Source organism: Ignavibacteriales bacterium, from assembly GCA_026390795.1.
GTDB lineage: Bacteria > Bacteroidota > Ignavibacteria > Ignavibacteriales > Melioribacteraceae > Fen-1258.
In genome coordinates, this window is the sequence record JAPLFG010000001.1 from 473,320 (window position 1) to 491,505 (window position 18,186).

General features: G+C 34.2%; 20 protein-coding genes. 7 read left to right on the plus strand and 13 right to left on the minus strand.

Annotation, left to right across the window (positions count from 1 at the left end; all coding sequences use genetic code 11):
• The first annotated feature begins 11 nt into the window (after nucleotides 1-11).
• From hutI to NTX65_02055, 4 genes are all read left to right on the plus strand, one after another.
• Nucleotides 12-1,262: an imidazolonepropionase gene (hutI, locus tag NTX65_02040; protein ID MCX6168091.1), complete on the plus strand. Its 1,251-nt coding sequence runs from the start codon at nucleotides 12-14 to the stop codon at nucleotides 1,260-1,262.
• A complete protein-coding gene (gene ftcD / locus NTX65_02045; protein MCX6168092.1) occupies nucleotides 1,262-2,299 on the plus strand; it encodes a glutamate formimidoyltransferase in 1,038 nt (345 codons plus the stop codon). The genes hutI and ftcD overlap by 1 nt, the downstream gene beginning before the upstream one ends.
• A 52-nt stretch (nucleotides 2,300-2,351) precedes the next feature.
• Nucleotides 2,352-2,984: a cyclodeaminase/cyclohydrolase family protein gene (locus NTX65_02050; GenBank protein ID MCX6168093.1), complete on the plus strand. Its 633-nt coding sequence runs from the start codon at nucleotides 2,352-2,354 to the stop codon at nucleotides 2,982-2,984.
• A gap of 127 nt (nucleotides 2,985-3,111) precedes the next feature.
• Nucleotides 3,112-4,281 carry a DUF1343 domain-containing protein gene (locus NTX65_02055; protein MCX6168094.1) on the plus strand — a complete coding sequence of 390 codons (1,170 nt, stop codon included), beginning with the start codon at nucleotides 3,112-3,114 and terminating at the stop codon, nucleotides 4,279-4,281.
• A 215-nt stretch (nucleotides 4,282-4,496) separates the two neighbouring features.
• Here the strand turns inward: NTX65_02055 and NTX65_02060 are convergent, their stop codons facing one another.
• The 5 genes from NTX65_02060 to NTX65_02080 form a co-directional block, all read right to left on the minus strand.
• A complete protein-coding gene (locus NTX65_02060) occupies nucleotides 4,497-5,036 on the minus strand; it encodes a hypothetical protein (protein MCX6168095.1) in 540 nt (179 codons plus the stop codon).
• Between the two features lie 212 nt (nucleotides 5,037-5,248).
• Entirely contained in the window at nucleotides 5,249-6,319 is a 1,071-nt protein-coding gene (gene rsgA, locus NTX65_02065; GenBank protein MCX6168096.1) for a ribosome small subunit-dependent GTPase A, read from the minus strand.
• A gap of 375 nt (nucleotides 6,320-6,694) precedes the next feature.
• Nucleotides 6,695-7,270 (minus strand): DUF4256 domain-containing protein, encoded by a 576-nt coding sequence (locus tag NTX65_02070; GenBank protein ID MCX6168097.1) that lies wholly within the window; start codon nucleotides 7,268-7,270, stop codon nucleotides 6,695-6,697.
• A gap of 422 nt (nucleotides 7,271-7,692) precedes the next feature.
• Nucleotides 7,693-8,226 carry a YkgJ family cysteine cluster protein gene (locus tag NTX65_02075; protein MCX6168098.1) on the minus strand — a complete coding sequence of 178 codons (534 nt, stop codon included), beginning with the start codon at nucleotides 8,224-8,226 and terminating at the stop codon, nucleotides 7,693-7,695.
• Nucleotides 8,227-8,491: 265 nt separating this feature from the next.
• The gene (locus NTX65_02080; GenBank protein MCX6168099.1) at nucleotides 8,492-9,361 is read right to left on the minus strand and encodes an isocitrate lyase/phosphoenolpyruvate mutase family protein; all 870 of its coding nucleotides are present in this window, start codon (nucleotides 9,359-9,361) and stop codon (nucleotides 8,492-8,494) included.
• A 112-nt stretch (nucleotides 9,362-9,473) separates the two neighbouring features.
• Between NTX65_02080 and NTX65_02085 the strand changes: the two genes are divergently transcribed.
• Complete coding sequence (locus NTX65_02085; protein MCX6168100.1) at nucleotides 9,474-9,602, plus strand: hypothetical protein; 129 nt, start codon at nucleotides 9,474-9,476, stop codon at nucleotides 9,600-9,602.
• Between the two features lie 2 nt (nucleotides 9,603-9,604).
• Here NTX65_02085 and NTX65_02090 read toward each other — a convergent pair whose 3' ends face one another.
• The 3 genes from NTX65_02090 to NTX65_02100 form a co-directional block, all read right to left on the minus strand.
• The gene (locus NTX65_02090; protein ID MCX6168101.1) at nucleotides 9,605-10,357 is read right to left on the minus strand and encodes a thioesterase; all 753 of its coding nucleotides are present in this window, start codon (nucleotides 10,355-10,357) and stop codon (nucleotides 9,605-9,607) included.
• Nucleotides 10,358-10,632: 275 nt separating this feature from the next.
• Nucleotides 10,633-11,847, minus strand: a complete 1,215-nt coding sequence (locus NTX65_02095) for an ABC transporter permease (protein ID MCX6168102.1) — start codon at nucleotides 11,845-11,847, stop codon at nucleotides 10,633-10,635.
• Nucleotides 11,840-12,787, minus strand: a complete 948-nt coding sequence (locus NTX65_02100) for an ATP-binding cassette domain-containing protein (protein ID MCX6168103.1) — start codon at nucleotides 12,785-12,787, stop codon at nucleotides 11,840-11,842. The genes NTX65_02095 and NTX65_02100 overlap by 8 nt, the downstream gene beginning before the upstream one ends.
• A 288-nt stretch (nucleotides 12,788-13,075) precedes the next feature.
• Between NTX65_02100 and NTX65_02105 the strand changes: the two genes are divergently transcribed.
• Together NTX65_02105 and NTX65_02110 are read left to right on the plus strand one after the other, a co-directional pair.
• Nucleotides 13,076-13,348: a type II toxin-antitoxin system prevent-host-death family antitoxin gene (locus NTX65_02105; GenBank protein ID MCX6168104.1), complete on the plus strand. Its 273-nt coding sequence runs from the start codon at nucleotides 13,076-13,078 to the stop codon at nucleotides 13,346-13,348.
• Complete coding sequence (locus NTX65_02110) at nucleotides 13,335-13,646, plus strand: type II toxin-antitoxin system RelE/ParE family toxin (GenBank protein ID MCX6168105.1); 312 nt, start codon at nucleotides 13,335-13,337, stop codon at nucleotides 13,644-13,646. The genes NTX65_02105 and NTX65_02110 overlap by 14 nt, the downstream gene beginning before the upstream one ends.
• Nucleotides 13,647-13,891: 245 nt before the next feature.
• On the opposite strand, the gene NTX65_02115 is transcribed toward NTX65_02110, so the two are convergent.
• The 5 genes from NTX65_02115 to NTX65_02135 form a co-directional block, all read right to left on the minus strand.
• A complete protein-coding gene (locus NTX65_02115; GenBank protein MCX6168106.1) occupies nucleotides 13,892-14,563 on the minus strand; it encodes a class I SAM-dependent methyltransferase in 672 nt (223 codons plus the stop codon).
• A gap of 178 nt (nucleotides 14,564-14,741) precedes the next feature.
• Complete coding sequence (locus NTX65_02120; GenBank protein MCX6168107.1) at nucleotides 14,742-15,101, minus strand: hypothetical protein; 360 nt, start codon at nucleotides 15,099-15,101, stop codon at nucleotides 14,742-14,744.
• A gap of 347 nt (nucleotides 15,102-15,448) precedes the next feature.
• The gene (locus NTX65_02125) at nucleotides 15,449-15,748 is read right to left on the minus strand and encodes a hypothetical protein (protein MCX6168108.1); all 300 of its coding nucleotides are present in this window, start codon (nucleotides 15,746-15,748) and stop codon (nucleotides 15,449-15,451) included.
• A 219-nt stretch (nucleotides 15,749-15,967) separates the two neighbouring features.
• The gene (locus NTX65_02130) at nucleotides 15,968-17,296 is read right to left on the minus strand and encodes an NAD(P)/FAD-dependent oxidoreductase (protein ID MCX6168109.1); all 1,329 of its coding nucleotides are present in this window, start codon (nucleotides 17,294-17,296) and stop codon (nucleotides 15,968-15,970) included.
• A 588-nt stretch (nucleotides 17,297-17,884) separates the two neighbouring features.
• Nucleotides 17,885-18,091, minus strand: coding sequence for a hypothetical protein (locus tag NTX65_02135; GenBank protein MCX6168110.1), 207 nt, complete (start codon nucleotides 18,089-18,091; stop codon nucleotides 17,885-17,887).
• Nucleotides 18,092-18,186 lie beyond the last annotated feature (95 nt).

An 18,186-nucleotide genomic window follows, 5' to 3' on the forward strand; every position in this document is an offset into this window, starting at 1 on the left:
ATTATGGACTTATGAAAACATTATTTAAGAACCCAGCTCAAATTGTATCGGTTGATACCAAAAACAAGCATTTCAAGCGCGGTAAAGAACTTTCTGAAATCGGCGTGCACTCGAATCATTCCATTATGGTTGAAAATGGTCTGATCAAAGACCTAATTCCAAATTCTTCCCTCTCAAAGATTTCAGCAGATACAACTGTTGATCTGAAAGATTTGATAGTTTTACCGGGGTTAATTGAATGTCACACTCATGCTGCATTTGCGGGTTCCCGCGCCAACGAGTTTTTGTTGCGATTGAAAGGAGCTACTTACGAAGAAATTTCAAAAGCCGGCGGGGGAATTATTTCTACGATGCAGGCTGTCCGCAATTCTTCATTTGAAGAACTAGTAAAACTATTAAAACCAAGAGTTGATCATTTCATTTCTCAAGGTGTTACAACTTTGGAGATAAAGAGCGGATACGGATTAAGTTATTACGACGAAATAAAACTTCTGCAAGTTATTAATCATTTTAAAACCAATTCTGCGATCGAAATAATTCCAACATTTCTTGGTGCTCATACATTTCCGCCGGAATACAAAAACGATCATAAACAATATCTTGATCTTATCACTAATGAGTTGCTTCCATATATAATAAAAAACAAATTAGCCGATCATGTGGATGCATTTTGTGAGAAGACTGCTTTCTCTACCGAAGAAGTAGATAAAATTTTTACAAAAGCGAAAAAACTTGGTTATAAATTACGTCTGCACACGGATCAATTCAATAGCATCGGCGGAATGGAAGTAGCATTAAAACATAAAGCTTTATCAGTAGATCATCTTGAAGTTATTCCAGATGATGAAATTCCAAAATTATCTAAAAGTGAAACTGTTGCCGTTCTTCTGCCGGGTGTTTCTTTATTCTTAGATTATGATTATGCACCCGCGAAAAAATTGATAGATAACAATGCTATCGTTGCTCTTTCAACAGATTTCAATCCCGGTTCATCACATATTCCAAATCTTCATCTAATAATGCAGGTTGCTGCTTTAAAAATGAAAATGAGTGTAGAGGAAATAATTTCGGCTGTTACAATCAATGCGGCAAAAGCAGTCGATAAAAATGAAACAGCGGGCAGTATTGAAATTGGGAAGCAGGCTGACTTTGCAATTTTTAAAGCAAAAGAATATTCAGAAATTATTTATAACATCGGAATTAATTTGAATAGATATACAATAAAAAAAGGTGAAATAATTTATCAAAATACGGAGAACTAATGCCTCATACTGATGGGAAAAAAATTATTGAATGCGTCCCAAACTTTAGCGAAGGGAAAAATCTGGAAACATTTGAAGCTATTAAAGAAGCGGTCGGAAAAGTTAAAAATGTAAAACTATTGAGTCTAGAACCGGATGCCGATTACAATCGCGTTGTTGTTACACTTGCCGGTGATGAGAACGGAATTTTAGAAGGAACATTAAATGCTTGCCGTACCGCAGCTGAAAATATTGATATGAGAAGACACAAAGGCGAGCATCCGCGTCTTGGTGCGATTGATGTTGTTCCTTTTGTTCCGGTTGCAAACGTAACAACAGAAGAGTGTGTGAAAATTTCCGAAGAATTTGCAAAAATTATTTCTGCGGAACTTAAAGTGCCGGTATATCTCTATGAGAGTGCCGCGCGCAAGGCAGATAGAAAAAGTTTAACCAGCATTAGACAAGGTGAATATGAGGGTCTCGAAGAAAAACTAAAAGACCTAAATTGGGTTCCGGATTTTGGTGAACCTGTCTTCAATCCGAAATTGGGCGCCTTAGTAACCGGATCACGTTTCTTCCTTGTTGCCTATAACGTAAATATCAAATCGAACGATGTGAAATTTTCCAAAGAGATTGGAGAAATATTACGGGAAAGCGGTTATTCCAAACGGGACGAGAACGGACATATTATTAAAGTTGACGGAAAGGTAGTTAAAATACCAGGTCGATTGAAAGAAGTAAAAGGGATGGGGGTTGCGTTGGAGAAATACAACATCACACAAGTTTCTATGAACTTGACTAACTATAATACTACACCAATTCATGTCGCCTTCGAAGAGGTAAAGAAAGAAGCGCATCGACTTGGTGTTGAAGTCAACGGAAGTGAAATTGTCGGCTTAGTTCCGCTTGAAGCACTTTTGCAGGCCGGGAGGTTTTATACAAATGGGAAAGAATCGGATGAACATAAATTAGTTAATGCAGCAATCGAAAATCTTGGATTAAGTGCGCTCCATCCATTCAAACCGGAAGAAAAAATAATTGAATATATGATTCAATAGAAATTAGCTTTAAGCTATTAGTCATTAGTATTTTTAAAGAAAAGGAATTGACATGAACTTATCAAAAACACTCGAAGAATATATAAATGAACTCTCATCCAACTCTCCTACTCCTGGAGGCGGTAATGTTGCGGCATTATGCGGTGCACTTTCTGCAAGTCTTGGCATGATGGTTTGTAATTTGACAATCGGCAAAAAGAAATATATTGAGGTCGAGCAGGAGATGATCCAGGTAAAAGAAAAATTGGAAGGTTATCAGAAGAATTTTATTATTCTTGGTGCTATGGATAATTCAGCATTTGATAAAGTAATGGAAGCATTTAAACTTCCTAAGGAAAGCGATTCTGAGAAAGCGTTCCGCACAAACAAAATTGAAGAAGCAACAATTGGCGCTGCCGAAGTTCCTGCCGATGTTATGCGGAAATGCATCGAAATTCTACCCTTGCTGAAGATTGTTATTGAGAAAGGAAATAAAAATTCTTTATCGGATGCAGGCGTAGCTGCCTCACTGATTAATACGGCTGGTAAATCGGCATATTTAAATGTTTTAATTAATTGTTCGTCTCTAGGTAATCAAACAATTGCCGCAGAGATAAAGAAACGTGCTGATATTCAAATGGAAGAGATTTCCAGGTCAAGTGAATATCTTTTAGAACAAGTCACAAAGCTATTCAGCAATGATTAAAAACTTAATTAGATTCTTTAATGACGTAGTGCACAAGGAAATCAGATCATACACGCTCAATTTCTTTTGCACTCAATCACTATTTTTTCTAATATTTTTTTCAGCATCATCTGTCAAATCGCAGAAAGTGTCTCTCGGAATTGACGTCCTTCAAAAGAATAATTTTTCTATTCTTGCAGGAAAGCATGTTGGACTAATTACAAATCATACCGGTGTAAATAGTAAACTTCAATCGACTGTTGACTTATTTAAGCAAGCGAAGAATTTTAAATTGGAGGCAATCTTTTCTCCCGAGCACGGAATAAAAGGAATGATTGGTTCTGGACAATTATATGAGAACTACACAGATTCAGCAACAGGTATAAAATATTTTTCACTTTACGGGAAGACACAAAAACCGACAAAAGAAATGTTAGCCGGAATTGATGTTCTTGTTTATGATATCCAAGATATTGGTGTACGCTCGTATACATACATCAGCACATTAGGATTAGCCATGGAAGCGGCGGCTGAAAATAATATTCAGTTTATTGTTTTAGACCGGCCTAATCCGCTCGGCGGTTTGCGAATTGAAGGTAATGTTGTTGAAGATGATTTTGTTTCGTTCGTCGGCAAATACAAAATTCCGTATGTATACGGGTTAACCTGCGGAGAACTTGCAAATCTTATTAATTCCAAAAGCGCGATTGGAAATAATGTAAAATGCCGGTTAAAGGTAGTAAAGATGGAAGGTTGGAAACGTAAAATGCGATACGATGATACCGGCTTGATCTGGGTCCCGACTTCTCCAAATGTTCCATATCAGGAAACACCATCGTACTTGGTTGCAACCGGAGTCTTGGGTGAACTTGTAGTTTTTGGAATCGGTATCACTTACACACTTCCCTTTCAAACATATGCTGCAGAATGGATTAATGCAGATACTCTTGCAAAAAAAATGAATGATCTTAATTTGCCGGGTGTATTATTCAGACCGATCTCTTACAAAATTTTATACGGCGATTGGAAAGATAAAATTTTAAATGGGGTGCAGATTCATATAACTGATTCTGACAAAGTTAACTTACTGGAGCTTCAATTTTATTTTCTACAAGTTCATCACAAACTATATCCAGACATAAATCCATTTACACTTGCTACTACGAACCGAATGAAAATGTTCGATCTTGTTATGGGGACTGATAAAGTAAGAAAGAAATTTTCCAACGATTTCCGGGTTGAAGATATTAAAAAGTTTCTAAGAAAAGATCTTGACTGGTTCCGCAAACTTTCACAAAGATATTACTTATATAATTAGATAAATTTTTGGGAACAGTTTTTAGGGATGACAGTTTTAAATTTAATATCATGTTAGTAACCAGGCACTAATTTTATATCTTCAATATTCCGAAGCCTATGCCACTTTGTCTTTAAATACACCATACATTTAAGCGTAGCTTTCATTTAATAAATAAGTTGGTCTTGGAAAATTAATGCTCCACTTCAAATTTTAAAACAAAATTTAGAATGCTCCTAAAGAGAGAAGAATTTATATGTCGCGATTACCAAAAGTTGACACACGGTGCTCATCGTAAAGAAATAACTATTCTGCTTCAAATTTATTTTTAGCTTATAACTTGCTCTCAATACCAGCATGAGTAATATCAATAGTACAATTAATGCAATCGTATATGTTCCAATGCCAAGAATTGCAGATATTCTCGCTTCATCTTGATTACTGAATCCGCCAAAGACAAGTGAAAAAAACCGCATAAACGATTGAAAGAATACGAAAGGATATAGATAGATGGTATTATATTTCTCGATGACTAGTAAAAATAATATGGAAAAAAGAATAGTAAATGCGGGTCCGCCTATACTAACATATAAATCATGACTTGCATCAATATAGTATCCATCTTTAACCCAAACATAATTTAGGGTGTACATCATATTATTGCCTAAAACTTCTCCAATAATCCAATGTCCAAATTCATGAAAGAGATAAGAGGCATATGCAACTGGAATGAATAATATAAAAAGCTTAACTAATAATTTTTTATCCAAACTCATTATTTGAACTAAACCTCAGATTGCGTTATAACAGTATTGCTTTTAAGCCGTCGCATAACTACAAGGGCTACATTTTCAATGCAAATTTATTTATATAATCAGTTTTGCATTGATCAAACACCTTAATAATCAACCAACGTTGTAAAACTAATTTGAAACACTCAATATGGCCGCGCTGAAGTAGGTATTGTTGTTGCGTCGCGTATTCGGTGCTATCCTTTATCATTTTTATTTTTCAGATATGTATGCATAAATTTTCCGAACTTTTTATCCTTCTGTCTCTTTTCTAAATATGACATTTCGTTATACAATGATTCTTTATAGATTTTTATATAATTGTTATACCGCTCAACAGTTAGTTTTTCTTCTTCAACTGCTTTTAAAATTGCACAACCTTTTTCAATAATATGAGTGCAATCCTTATAGCGGCACTCTTTTGATAATTCTGCAATTTCATTAAATGTATCGTCGAGACCCGAATCAATAGACATTATTCCGAGTTCACGCATTCCGGGATTATCTATCACAATCGACCCATTTTCTAAAACTATAAGTTCGCGTCGTGAAGTAGTATGTTTACCTCGTCCGTCCTTCTCTCTGATTGGTTGAGTTTTATACAGGTCCCTGTGTATGAGGTTATTTAATAATGTAGTTTTACCAACACCGGATGAACCAAGCAGACAAAAAGTTTCGGAAGGAGTAAGGAGTGTTTTAATATTTTCTATTTCGGACAAATTGTTGTTACTGAATACTTCTATTTTAATACCCGGAATGATTTTGTAAATATCGTTTTTCTTCTTTTCAATCTCATCTTTGTTTTTTAAATCACTTTTACTTAGGAATATAACTGGATTAATATTACTCTCGTTTATCATCACTAGGTAGCGTTCCAATCTCCTTAAATTAAAATTGGAATCAAGAGATTGCATTATTATTGCTGTATCTATGTTAGCTGCGATCAGTTGATAATCGACTTTTTTACCTGAGGTTTTCCTTTTTAATAATGATTTACGGGGAAATATTTCGTTAATGATAGCTAATGAATCATCGTCAAAAAATTGAGCATAGACCCAATCTCCTACAGTGGGGATATCTAAGGATGAATCAGTATTGAATAAAAATTTTCCGGTTAATTCAGAATAAATATCATTTTTGCCGTTTGAAACAACAAAACTATTTTTATTCACACTGATTACTCTTGCAATTTGGGAATCAACTAATTTTGTCGTTTCAATTTTATCTTGGAACCATTTATCGAATCCAAGTCTTTCAATACAATTCATATTTTTTTGAGTACCTGGCAGCGTTAAGTTTAAGTTGCTGTGCAATGAAGCATTTAAAAACCTAAGTCGATAATTAATAAAAATATTTTTAGAATCATTCTGAACAAAATACTATAAACAGAACCGCAAATTTATAAATTTCACAAAAGTCGAGTGCGAACGAATCAGTTAGCTTGAACCTCTTGTTGAGCAATTATAATTCATTTTTTTTGTAATTATAAACCACTGATTCATAAAATTTAAGACAAATCATAAAATATATTCATAATTATATCAAGGAAATTGTTCGGCGTTTTCATAAGCCACTTATCAGAATTAAGTTTCCTTTTTTAATCTTTTAACAAAGAACAATCCACTTCGCCGTCTCTATAAAATTTAAACTCTTTGCGAACCACGGAATCCCCTTGCGGCATAGTAAGATTCTGCACCGTTGTGATAGACAAAGACAGTGTCATAACGACGATCACAGAAGAGGGCACCGCCAAGTTTTCTAATTTCTGAAGGTGTTTTCACCCAGCATGAAGTTTTTAAATCGAAATTTCCAAGTTTCTGCAGCTCCCGATATTGTTCTTCTGTTAGAATTTCAATACCTATCGCTGCAGCCATATCTATTGCGTTATTATTCGGTTTAAATTCTTTCCTTGACTCGAGAGCTTCGCGGTCGTAACAAACGCTTCTGCGTCCGATAGGGCTTTCCGTCGAACAATCATAAAAAATGTATTCAGCCTTCTTTTTATCATAACCAATAACATCCGGTTCCCCGCCGGTTCTTTCCATTTCGTTGATAGACCACAGTTTTTCTGGACTAGCTTCCAGTTTTGACTCTACTTTAGCCCATTCAAGATCTTTGTGACGATTCATATTTTTCTCAAAACGGGTCTTCAATGTTCTAAGTAGTTTTTCATGTTGTCCGGGTGTCAATTTCTTTTTATTGCGATTTATGTTTTTCATAATTTTATATTACCTCTGTTGAGTAAGTGTTACTAAGTTCCCCCTGCTGCTTTTTGGTTTTACTTAAATATACATCAACCTTAGGATTCATTCTACTCCTTGTTATAGTATGTTACTTTAATTTGCTTATATAACGTCAATTATAAGCACCTAACGGCGATCTTGCTAAAGCGCCCTTCATAATTATTTGTTTTAAGATCAGTTCTGTTTTACAAAGCAACTTTGAACTACAAACTTACTCTATCCAGGACGTGAGATAATATCTATTATTTTCTCACAATCAATTTATTACACAAATAATTTTTAGAATAAATAATGTTTGTTTTTCTATCTCACGTCCAAATACTAAACCCAATAACTATATCTAAAGACTGCGTTATAGACACGGTCGCTTTGAGTTGCGGGTTATACAGGTAACTCAATTATAATATTCTAGTTTTCCAATCTCGTCGCCATAATTCTTTTTTTAATTGCTCATAAACGTTAAATACAATTGGACATATTGAATAATACTGAACTACTCCCATTAACCTTGTCCAAAAGTGTTCTTTATGTAAATGTGGAAACGATTCACAATCTTTAGGTCGATTAATATAATTAGAACATTTATTCTCTTTTAAAAACGGACAAGGAACAGAATTGAAATTGTATTTATCTTTTCCCTCATCTGAAATAACTAAATAATTAGACTTAAATTCTTCAATACTCCTATTTAGACTTGATGAAAACTTAACCACATCTTCTTCATCTAATATTGGATAAACAACTTTGCAGCAGTTTGCGCATTTTGTGCAATCTATTTGTGATGTAACCTCATTATTTATCTCGAAAACAATTTTATCTAGTTCCTCAGCTTCTATATCTAATCTCTTTAAATAAGAACGAAACTTCCAATTCTCATCTTCTTTCTGTTTACCAACCAACTTAATAGTATCTAAATCTGTTTCCACTTTCATTTTCTACTACTCATACTTACCAGTATAACGAAGTTGTTTTTAAGCCTCCGCCCATAACAGCAAGGCAGCTTTGAAAAACTTTGCCAATAATTATTTATTAATTCATTTTGTTAACTACACTCAAAGAGCTACTTGCTTTTATAATGCAATTTTATAACCAAATAAATGCCGCTATGTTTAAAGCAGTCGGGTGGAAGAGCTTGTTATAAGCGCTTTTAATTTTGTTTTATTTTTAAGATCTTCCAACGTCTTAGCTAAGAGTATTTCATTTATTCAACCCTATTGCCATTTTATAAGCCATCGCAGCGTCGGGAAGTGGTGTTAAGGTATTTAATAAAATATTGTAACTCCCTTTTTCAGATAGTTCGTCAGCAACTTTTTTTATCAAAGCTAATGTCGCTTTCATCAAACCTGAACCCAGACTTAAACGGGCAACACCTAAATCCTGAAGTTCACTTACGGATGGCGGTATTCCTGCCCCAATCCCTGGATTTGCAAGAATATTAATGGGGGCATTAATTTCCTTAACCAATGTTGAAATCGTTTCTTTTTCCCATACAGGTTGTACGAATATACAGTCGGCACCAGCTTCCCTGTATTTATTGCCACGCTTAATTGATTCAGATAATTTTTCTCGTGGCGAACCTGACGAAATATAAAATGAATCCGTTCTTGCATTAATTACTAAATGAAAACTCAATGAATCTGATAATTCACGAATAGCTGATATTCTTTCACAAAATTCCATCTCGTCAATTAATGTTGGATTTAAATCAATACTGTCTTCAATGTTTATTCCAACAATGCCTGTTGCAATTATCTTTTTAACAGAATCAATTATTTCGTTTAAATTATTTCCATATCCGGCTTCTATATCCACAGTTACCGGAGCTTGTACTCCATTTGCGATTCCCGTAATAGTTTCAATCATTTCTGATAATTGTATTACTTGGCAGTCAGGATAACCTAAAGAGGCAGCTATTCCCATACTTGTTGTTGCAATTGCTTTATAGCCACATGCTTCTATTAATTTAGAACTTCCGATGTCCCATGAGTTTAACAGAACCAGAATTTCTTTGTCTTGATGATATTTCAAGAACAGTTCGGCTTTTCCTTTTTGAATACTTGAAACCATAATATGGTCCTTTCTAAATGTTTAATATAAATACGTCTGACTTCTCATTGACCTTGAACTAAGCTTATAACGGCGTTGTTTTTAAGCTGCCGCTCAGAACAGCAATGCAGCTTTGAAAAACTTTGCCGATAATTATTTATTAATTCATTTTGTTTACTACATTCTAAGAGCAACTAATAATTACAACACAATTGCCGCACCGTTTGAAGCGGTCGGCCTTGAAGAACTGGTTATGCGTTGATACTATTTATTTTTTTCTTTCCAAACTGTTTTTGCTGTGGCACAAACCTTTTTACTATCTTGATTTTTTATAGCATGAACAAAAGAATTGTCATTAATATTCTTCTGAGTTAAAGACATGATTGTATCCCCATTTCGAACTTCTGAAACAAAACGCCCTTCGATAGAACTCAAATAACAATTGTCAACAATATCTTCATCCATGGAATCGATTACCCATTGCAAATATCTGATATTATTTAAATGCTTATACATATCTATGTCAAACCGATTAACATCATATTTCTTATTATAACTTTCAGATTCATTTACTTCTATATTAATAGCAATGTTATGTTTTATTGATTCTTCATTATAGTAAGACCATTTCTTTTTGATCTCGTCAAATATTTGGACAGGTCTTCTCCTTTTTATATCAAAGAAAACCCATAGACCTTTAGCTCTTCCTATAATATTTTCTTGTTCATCATAAATAATGTTTTCCCTTATTCCTTTTATAAATGAGTAACTTGACATCCATGTTCTGATAATGATCTTTTCTTTATAAGTAGGATAACGGTCCATTTGTATAATTCCAGAAAGCAATACCCAGCCGATATCTTGTTCTTTAAGATCATACAAACTGTTATCTATAGAATAACAATGATCTGCGGCTGTTTCTTCGAGTAAAGTTAAAATAGTAGTGGGTGAAGTGTCGCCAGACTTATCCATTTCAGAATACCTTAGCTCAAATATTTTATCAAAATGATTTTCCATCTTCTTCTTTTTTTAATTATCTAAATATTCGATTTAGCTTTGTTAAACCATAGACGCCTAACGGCGTTGTGTCTAAGCCGAAGCCCAGAACAACTATGCCAAATTTATTAAACAACTTTTTAATTAGAACTAAACTTTCATTTACAAACTAAACCCAACAAATAAACCGAAACGGTAGAACAATCTTTTAAACTACACAAATGCCAAATTCGAAAACGCTTTCGGCTTGAGGCACTTGTTATATTGCATATTAACTATATCTGTATAACACTGCTCTATTTCCTTGATTCTCTAAGCCATTTGGATATTTCTTTCCAGGATGGCTCTTTGCCATACATTAAAATTGAAAGTGAGAAAATTCTTCCGGCTGCTTTCCGTAAATACCAGATGGATAGTATTAGTAGGATCAAAGAAAGTAATATCTCTATAAATGGCACATCTGTTAAAACCAGTCTTGCTGATAGAACCGGCGAAGAAGTGAGTGGAAACAAAGATAATATTTTCATCACTAACGAATCCGGATTTCCAAGAGCGTAAAATGCAATCGCAACCGGTATGACCGGCACCATCATTAAAGAACTTCTCGCTGAAGTATTCGGGTCGTTAATTGTGGCAGCTATTGCCGAAAAAAAAGTGTTCCATAAGAGAAAACCGCTAATGGATAAAATAAATAATACAACTATTAATAATGGATTGGTTATCGAAAGTGGCATAGACCAACCGCTACCGAACATTGAAGAAACCATAATAAACACAACCGTGCTTAAAGCACTTGTTACAAGCAAAACAATTGATAACAATGATATACCTAAAATCTTACCGTCTATCCAAGTTTTGGGACTAATAGCAGATGCTATTACTTCAGTTATTCTAAGTTGTTTCTCCCCAGTTATGGCTACAAATTGATAAGACAATCCAAAGAATACTCCAAGCAACATTAATCCAATAAATATTCCGGCTGAAACCTTCTCGCCGGTACTACTTTCTTCTCTTTTGGTTTCGGTGTAGTTCATTTTTATTTGAGCTTGCTGAAAAATATTTTTAAGTTGCTCTTGGGAAATATTTGATTGCTTAAGTATGATTTGTTGCCGTGCCGCAGTAAGCGCTTTCTGCAATTCTCCTAACCAGGCGGGTTTTTTATTTACTATTAGCTCAATATTATCAATATCGTTTAATATTAGTATTCCACCTATTTCTTTTTTAGCCAATAACTTTTTCTGCTCATCTGTCTCAGTAAATTCTTTTTTTGTTAGTTTGATTTTACTTTCATTACTTAATTTGATAGGAAGAACATGGCTGTTGATAATGACTAATTGAACATTATCATCACTGAATTTTTCTATGAGAGCTTTTCCGCCAAAAATTAAGAGACTAATCAATGCACTAATCAACAGAGTGATGATCTGATCTTTTAATTTGAACCATCTGTTGAATTCCCATTTAGCAACCTCAAGAGTCAATTTGATCTTTGAGCTTTTCCCATTATTCATTACTTGCACCTTTGTCCTTACTAATTTTCTCTATAAATATGTCGTGTAAAGATATATGTTCAGTCTTTATGGAAGTTATTCTATAGTTTGAAGCGGCTTTGTTAAGCAACCCCGATAATGATTTGTTTTGCTTTAAGAATATTTTTACTTCAGTATCATTAATAGATTCAACTTTTTCCACAGCATCATCATTTTGGAGCAACGATAAATCAGGTATGCCCTCAACATTTATTATTATTTTTTCTCCGGTAGAAAAGTCTTTCTTTATTTCATCAACGGTTCCATAAGCAATTTTTTTCCCATTGTTTAAGAGTAAAACACGGTCGGCAATACGTTCAACCAAGTGCATTTGGTGTGCACTTAATAGTATAGTGGTCCCTTTATCGCGAAGTTCTTTGATTATCATTAAAAATGCTTCTTGATTGATAGGATCGAAACCAGCAAAAGGTTCGTCAAGTACCGCAAATGATGGATTGTGAAGAACAGAAGAAATAAACTGAACTTTCTGTTGATTTCCTTTTGAAAGTGTGCTTAGTTTTTCGTTTTTTCTCTCGTATAATTCAAGTTTTTCAAGCCATTCTTCGGCAGACTTCTCAGCTTGCTTTTTGATCATACCTCTGATGACACCCATAAAAACTAAAGTCTTTATAATTGGGATTTCTTGATATAATCCACGTTCTTCGGGTAAATAACCAAGTTCAGAAGCAAGAGGAATCTGGGAACTTTTATTTTCATTTAAGTAAAATTCAATTATTCCTTCATCGGGTTTAATTATGTCCATCAACATACGCACTATAGTGGTTTTTCCAGCACCATTAGGACCAAGCAACGCAAATATTTCTCCTCTATTTATACTGAAGGAAAGATTATTTACTGCGGTAATTTTTCCAAATTGTTTTAGTATTGAATCTACCTTCAGTATCTCATCTGATTTTTTCATTAAACTCCTTTTTCGAATGAGAGAAAATTTATTGCAATATAACGGCCTTGCAACTAAAGCGCCGCCCCAGAACAGGAATGCCGAATAATTGCAACAACTTTTTATTTATAAAAAAAATTATTAGAACAACCAACTTTAACAAGCAATTTGTTTTTATAACCACACACAAAATTTAGAACAATGCCGCACTGAAAAACGGCGTCCGCTTGATTGGCGGGTTATATTGCGTCTTTGATTTTATCATAATTATGTCATAATATTGACATAGAAAAATAAAGAGTATAAACTATGCCAATAATAAAACCCATATCTGATTTAAGAAACAAATCAAATGAGATTTCAAAACTTGCAAACGATTCTAATGAACCAATCTATATCACTAAGAATGGTGAAGGTGATCTAGTTGTCATGTCAATGAATCATTATTCCAAGATGCAACTCAAACTTGATTTGCTTTCAAAATTATCACTTGCCCAGAAACAAAAATCAACCGGTGATACTGGAAACAGTCTTAAACAAGTTATGACTAAAATCCGGACAATGATAAATGAGCAAAAATAATTTTAGCGTTCGACTTTTAAGTATCGCAGAAGAAGATTTCACTGAAATAATTTCTTTCATTAATGCTGATAATATAAAAGCCGCTGCAAATCTCGCCGACAAAATTGAAAAGAACTTAGAATTACTTGCTGATAATCCTTTGTTAGGTAAATCTCCCAGCGATTCTGATCTTAAACTGCTTGGATACCGATATTTGATTATTGAGAACCCCCTAATTTTTTACACAATAGAAAAAAGAACAATTTTGATTCATAGAATGCTTCACGGTGCAAGAAACTATAAACCACTTCTCCTTTAACAATTTTCAAGCAATATAACGGCGTTGCGCCTAACCCGCCGCCCATAACAAGGAAGCCAAGTAAAACACAACTGATAAATATTTAGCCGTAGGTGCTTATCTTGCGTCAGCAAAGCACCGAAGGCAAGTTAATTAATTAGAACGAACACTTAGAACAAAATCTATAACTAAAACACAATTTCAAAAATCACAAATTCGCCCAACTAAAATGGCGGTCGGCGTTGAGGTGCTGGTTTTACCAAAATTTATTTTATGACTAAATCCTTTATTTCCCACACTCCTAATGACTTATCACTGAAAATGCCATCCCTTTCAGTACAATTCTCATTAATAATCAGGATAGGTTCTGGAAAATTGAAAGGAGTTTTCATAAAATTCAATGGACGCCAACCACCAGTTACTATATTATTGTTTATTTCTTCTTGAGTAAACGTAGTTATCATTAAATATCTTGAATTACTTTTTTGGATATTTGATAAGGCTTTCCAAATATCCATTATTGATAAGTGGACTAAGCAATCTCGGCAAAAAACCAGGTCCATTGATTCTTGAATATCTTCAAGCATATTGAATTGCACAAAATTTATATTATCACTTTTGTATTTCTGATTATTTCTATGGACAATGTCTTCTACTATATCACCTCCCAAATAAATATTATTGGAGAGATTAATTTCTTTAAACCAATTAAAGTCTCCACAAGGAATGTCAAAAATAGTTTTAATATCCAGTTCTTTTATAACCTTCGGCAATTCTTTAATAACGGTTTTTACTTGCGCTAATGCCGACCCAAATCCAGAAACCGATTCTTCTTCGTGCCAAACATTTTTCTTTTCAATCTCTGTAAATATTTCTTTTGTAGATCTGTTTAGAAATCTACTGCCATCTGAATAAACATATAGTTTTGAACGATCCATATTGATCTCACAATTTTTGGTATAACGACGTTGAGTTTAAGCGGACGCCATAAAGTTCCCGCTACAAATACAACGACTTATTGTTTATGTTATTTTATTTTTGTTCTGCCTCAACTTTCACAACAAAGACAAACTACAAATACCACGACCGACTACAGCGTTCCGCTTGAGACGCGGGTTAGGCGTTGCCAACATCCAATAAAAAAATGATTCCTCGTGCGACTAGAAACGCTAATACAGTACAAACCAATCCAATAGTCAGCATCGGAGGTCCCCACACGACTGAAGATATCCCGGCAGTTAATACAAATGAGATTAACCAAGCGAGCCGAACTGAACGACGCAACTTATGCCAGTAAAAACAAGTAACAGTAATCAACAAGCTAAAAAGTCCAAACACAATCTGAACAACGGTTTCCACTTTTTGGCCAATTGTCTTGGATCGAGGAATTTGATTGATCCCACCCGACAATGACACCCAAGCCAAAACAAAGAGAAGAAGTATTGTGCTTATCAAAATGATCCGTCGAACTGCCATGCTTAGTTTCATATATCTTTCTTTAATGCGCCTAACGGCGTTGTGCCTAAGCCGAAGCCCAGAACAACTATGACGCTCTTGGCAACATCCTTTTTAGTTTTAAAATCAACTTCGTTTTATTCAGGGTGTGAGATAAAAAACCGATTAACTCACAATCCTTGTTCTTCAATAATCTTTTTGCAATAAGATATTTAGTTTATTTCTATCTCACACCCTAAATCAACTTTTAACAACATACTTACACTGAAAAACTAAACCCAATAACTTTATCAAATGACCGCATCGTAGATGCGGTCGCTTTGAGTTGCTGGTTATAAGCGTCTTAAAATTTAATAAAACACAATTATTTATCTTGAGTATGCTTGAATCTCATCGATTAGTCCACTTTTAAAAGCACGTTTTACTATTTGCCAATCGCCTTTTCTATTAAAATAGAGACAACAATAATTACGTTGCATAAGTGTTCCGTTAAATAGATAAAATTCCATTTGGTTAATACCTTGTTGGTTCTTAACGAAACCTAAAGCGTAATCTATAAAACGCGTCATTGCGATTGTCGAATCTTTTGTTAGATGACTCATTAGATAATCAATATCTTCTTTTTGACCATTGGTTGCTCTATGAATAAAATCATTTATTATTCCCATGCTAGTCTTAATATTATAACAATAACTAATACATTATAATTATTTGGATTTACCTTTAGCTTATAACGGCGTTGCGTTTAAGCGGACGCCAAAAGGTTTCCGCTACAAATACAACGACTTATTTTTTACGTTATCTATTTACTTCCTTTCTTCAACATTCGCTACAATGATAAACTGCAAATACTGCGACCCGCTACAGCGTTCCGCTTGAGACGCTTGTTATATGCGGTTTTTTAAAATTTGTTCAGCTGCCCACCTTCCCGATTCTGACGCTCCTTCAGTAAATGGCATACTCATATAGTCACCAGCTAATAGCACACGTTCTTCTAAATACTTGTAGTCCCTATACTGCACTAAATCTTTTGCTCTTCCTATATGCGAATAAGGTTCAGCATGCTTCCAACGGTAAATACGTGTAGAAGAAATTTTATTAGATAGCCCAGGTAAATATTTTAAAGCCTCCGACACTACTGTTTCAACAATTGAATCATCCTTATCAAACATCATAGACTCAGATGCTTTGTTTGATAGCATAATATTTAATAACTGCCCATGATGAGTATATTTATGATTTTTGTTCGATTCAATACCAATCGAAGCAATATTCTTTCGTTCTGCGCGTGGGATTAGCAACCCATATACATCCTTTAAATGATCAGGCAATAAAAATTTTTCATTTGTCATGATTGCAATATTTATGTTAGTGCTGTAACGTGTTGACATTAGCCTATTTGTAATTTCGCAACTACTAGTAAAAATTTGTCCAGCATTAACAGCAGGTATTGCCAGAATCACATACTCAGCTTTTGTTTGAGAATTGTTTACATTGACACTGACTGAATCGGAACTGCTTTCAATGCAGCTTACCAGCGAATCAAGATCAACATCCAATCGTGATGCTATCGATTCGGCCAAAGTCCCAATTCCACCAGAGATAGATAAAGTGCGGCTACGCCTAAAACCAAACGCTAACAGGGCCATTGATAACGAAAGAGATGTCGCTTCAGGTTCTTGGAAGTAGAATCCTTGTAACATCGGCTCGAATAAATATTCTGTTACAATTGGGTCAATCATTCTATTAGTCCAAGAAGACACGGATTCATTATCAAAAGATGCCCATTTGCTGTAGTCATTGAGCGAAAGTGAATTCAATGATTGACGCAATTGCCAACTTCGCCAACCAAGTTTTAACCAGGCTGAAAGGTTTAATAAACCGCTTGTCAATGTGTGAATAGGATTATCAAGACGCATTCGGCATATTTTTCCATTTCGTACAATTGCACTCCAAGGAGAAGTCTCGTGGATGTTGCTTTTCAATCCAAGTTCAGCAGCAATGGACAATAAGAGATTGTATTCGCTCGATAAAAATTGAGCACCTCGATCCAAAATAAAGTCATTGACTATATCTGTTGTCATTCTACCACCGACTCGATCGGAAGCTTCAAACAATTTTACACTTATTCCTTTTTGGGCAAGAAAATAGGCTGCTGTAAGACCAGCAATCCCAGCTCCAATGACTATTACTTGAAACGATTTAGATTCCGACATAAGCATATAACGGCATTGCAAATAAAGCGCTGCCCAGAACAACAATGCAACACTGAAAAGCCAATGCCAATATTTATTTATAAATATGTTTTGCTAACTAAACTTAAAGAGCAATTCACTTTTACAACGAACACCAATGATTTGAAAAATGCCACAACTTTTAAATCAGTCGCTTTGAGTTGCGGGTTATGCAACTTCATAATTTTACAAAATATTTTTGCTCTAGTTGCTTTTTATAACATTCTTTCCAATCAATTAAGCCAATCCAACTGAACAATAATGTAAGTGGGATTATTATGAATATAACTGAATGGATAAAAGTAGAATGATTTATTATAATAACATTTATTATAAATGATATAAGTAATCCGATAAGTGCCCCATATTTGATTATATGAACTACTTTATTCTTATTGGTTGGAATAAGTTTCTCAATTCTTTTATCTCTGCTCCTATCAAGATATTCAAACAATACGAATATTAGAACAACAAATACCAGAATATTTAAGAACTCTAGTCGAGATGAATTTGGTTGGTAAATCTGATTAACAAGAAATGGAAGTATAAATATTAATGGATAATATTTTTTCATATACTTTGACCACCATTTTTTTTCTTGGCAGAAATATTTTTTAACGATAATACTGAAAGCGTCAGAAAAACAATTAGGGCAATAATGGAGAAAACAATTTTCCATACCGTTCCAGAATCAACACTTTTCATTAACGCATAAAATGAAAAGAATGCCATTAACAATGGCAAATAGAGTATCCAATAATTTGATTTATGTTCCATATTATTTTCTCCAACCAGTTGCATAACGGCGTTGTCTATAGAAAAGAAAGTCAAGAAAAAACAGTTCATCCTTGGGATTTATAATCCCACATTTC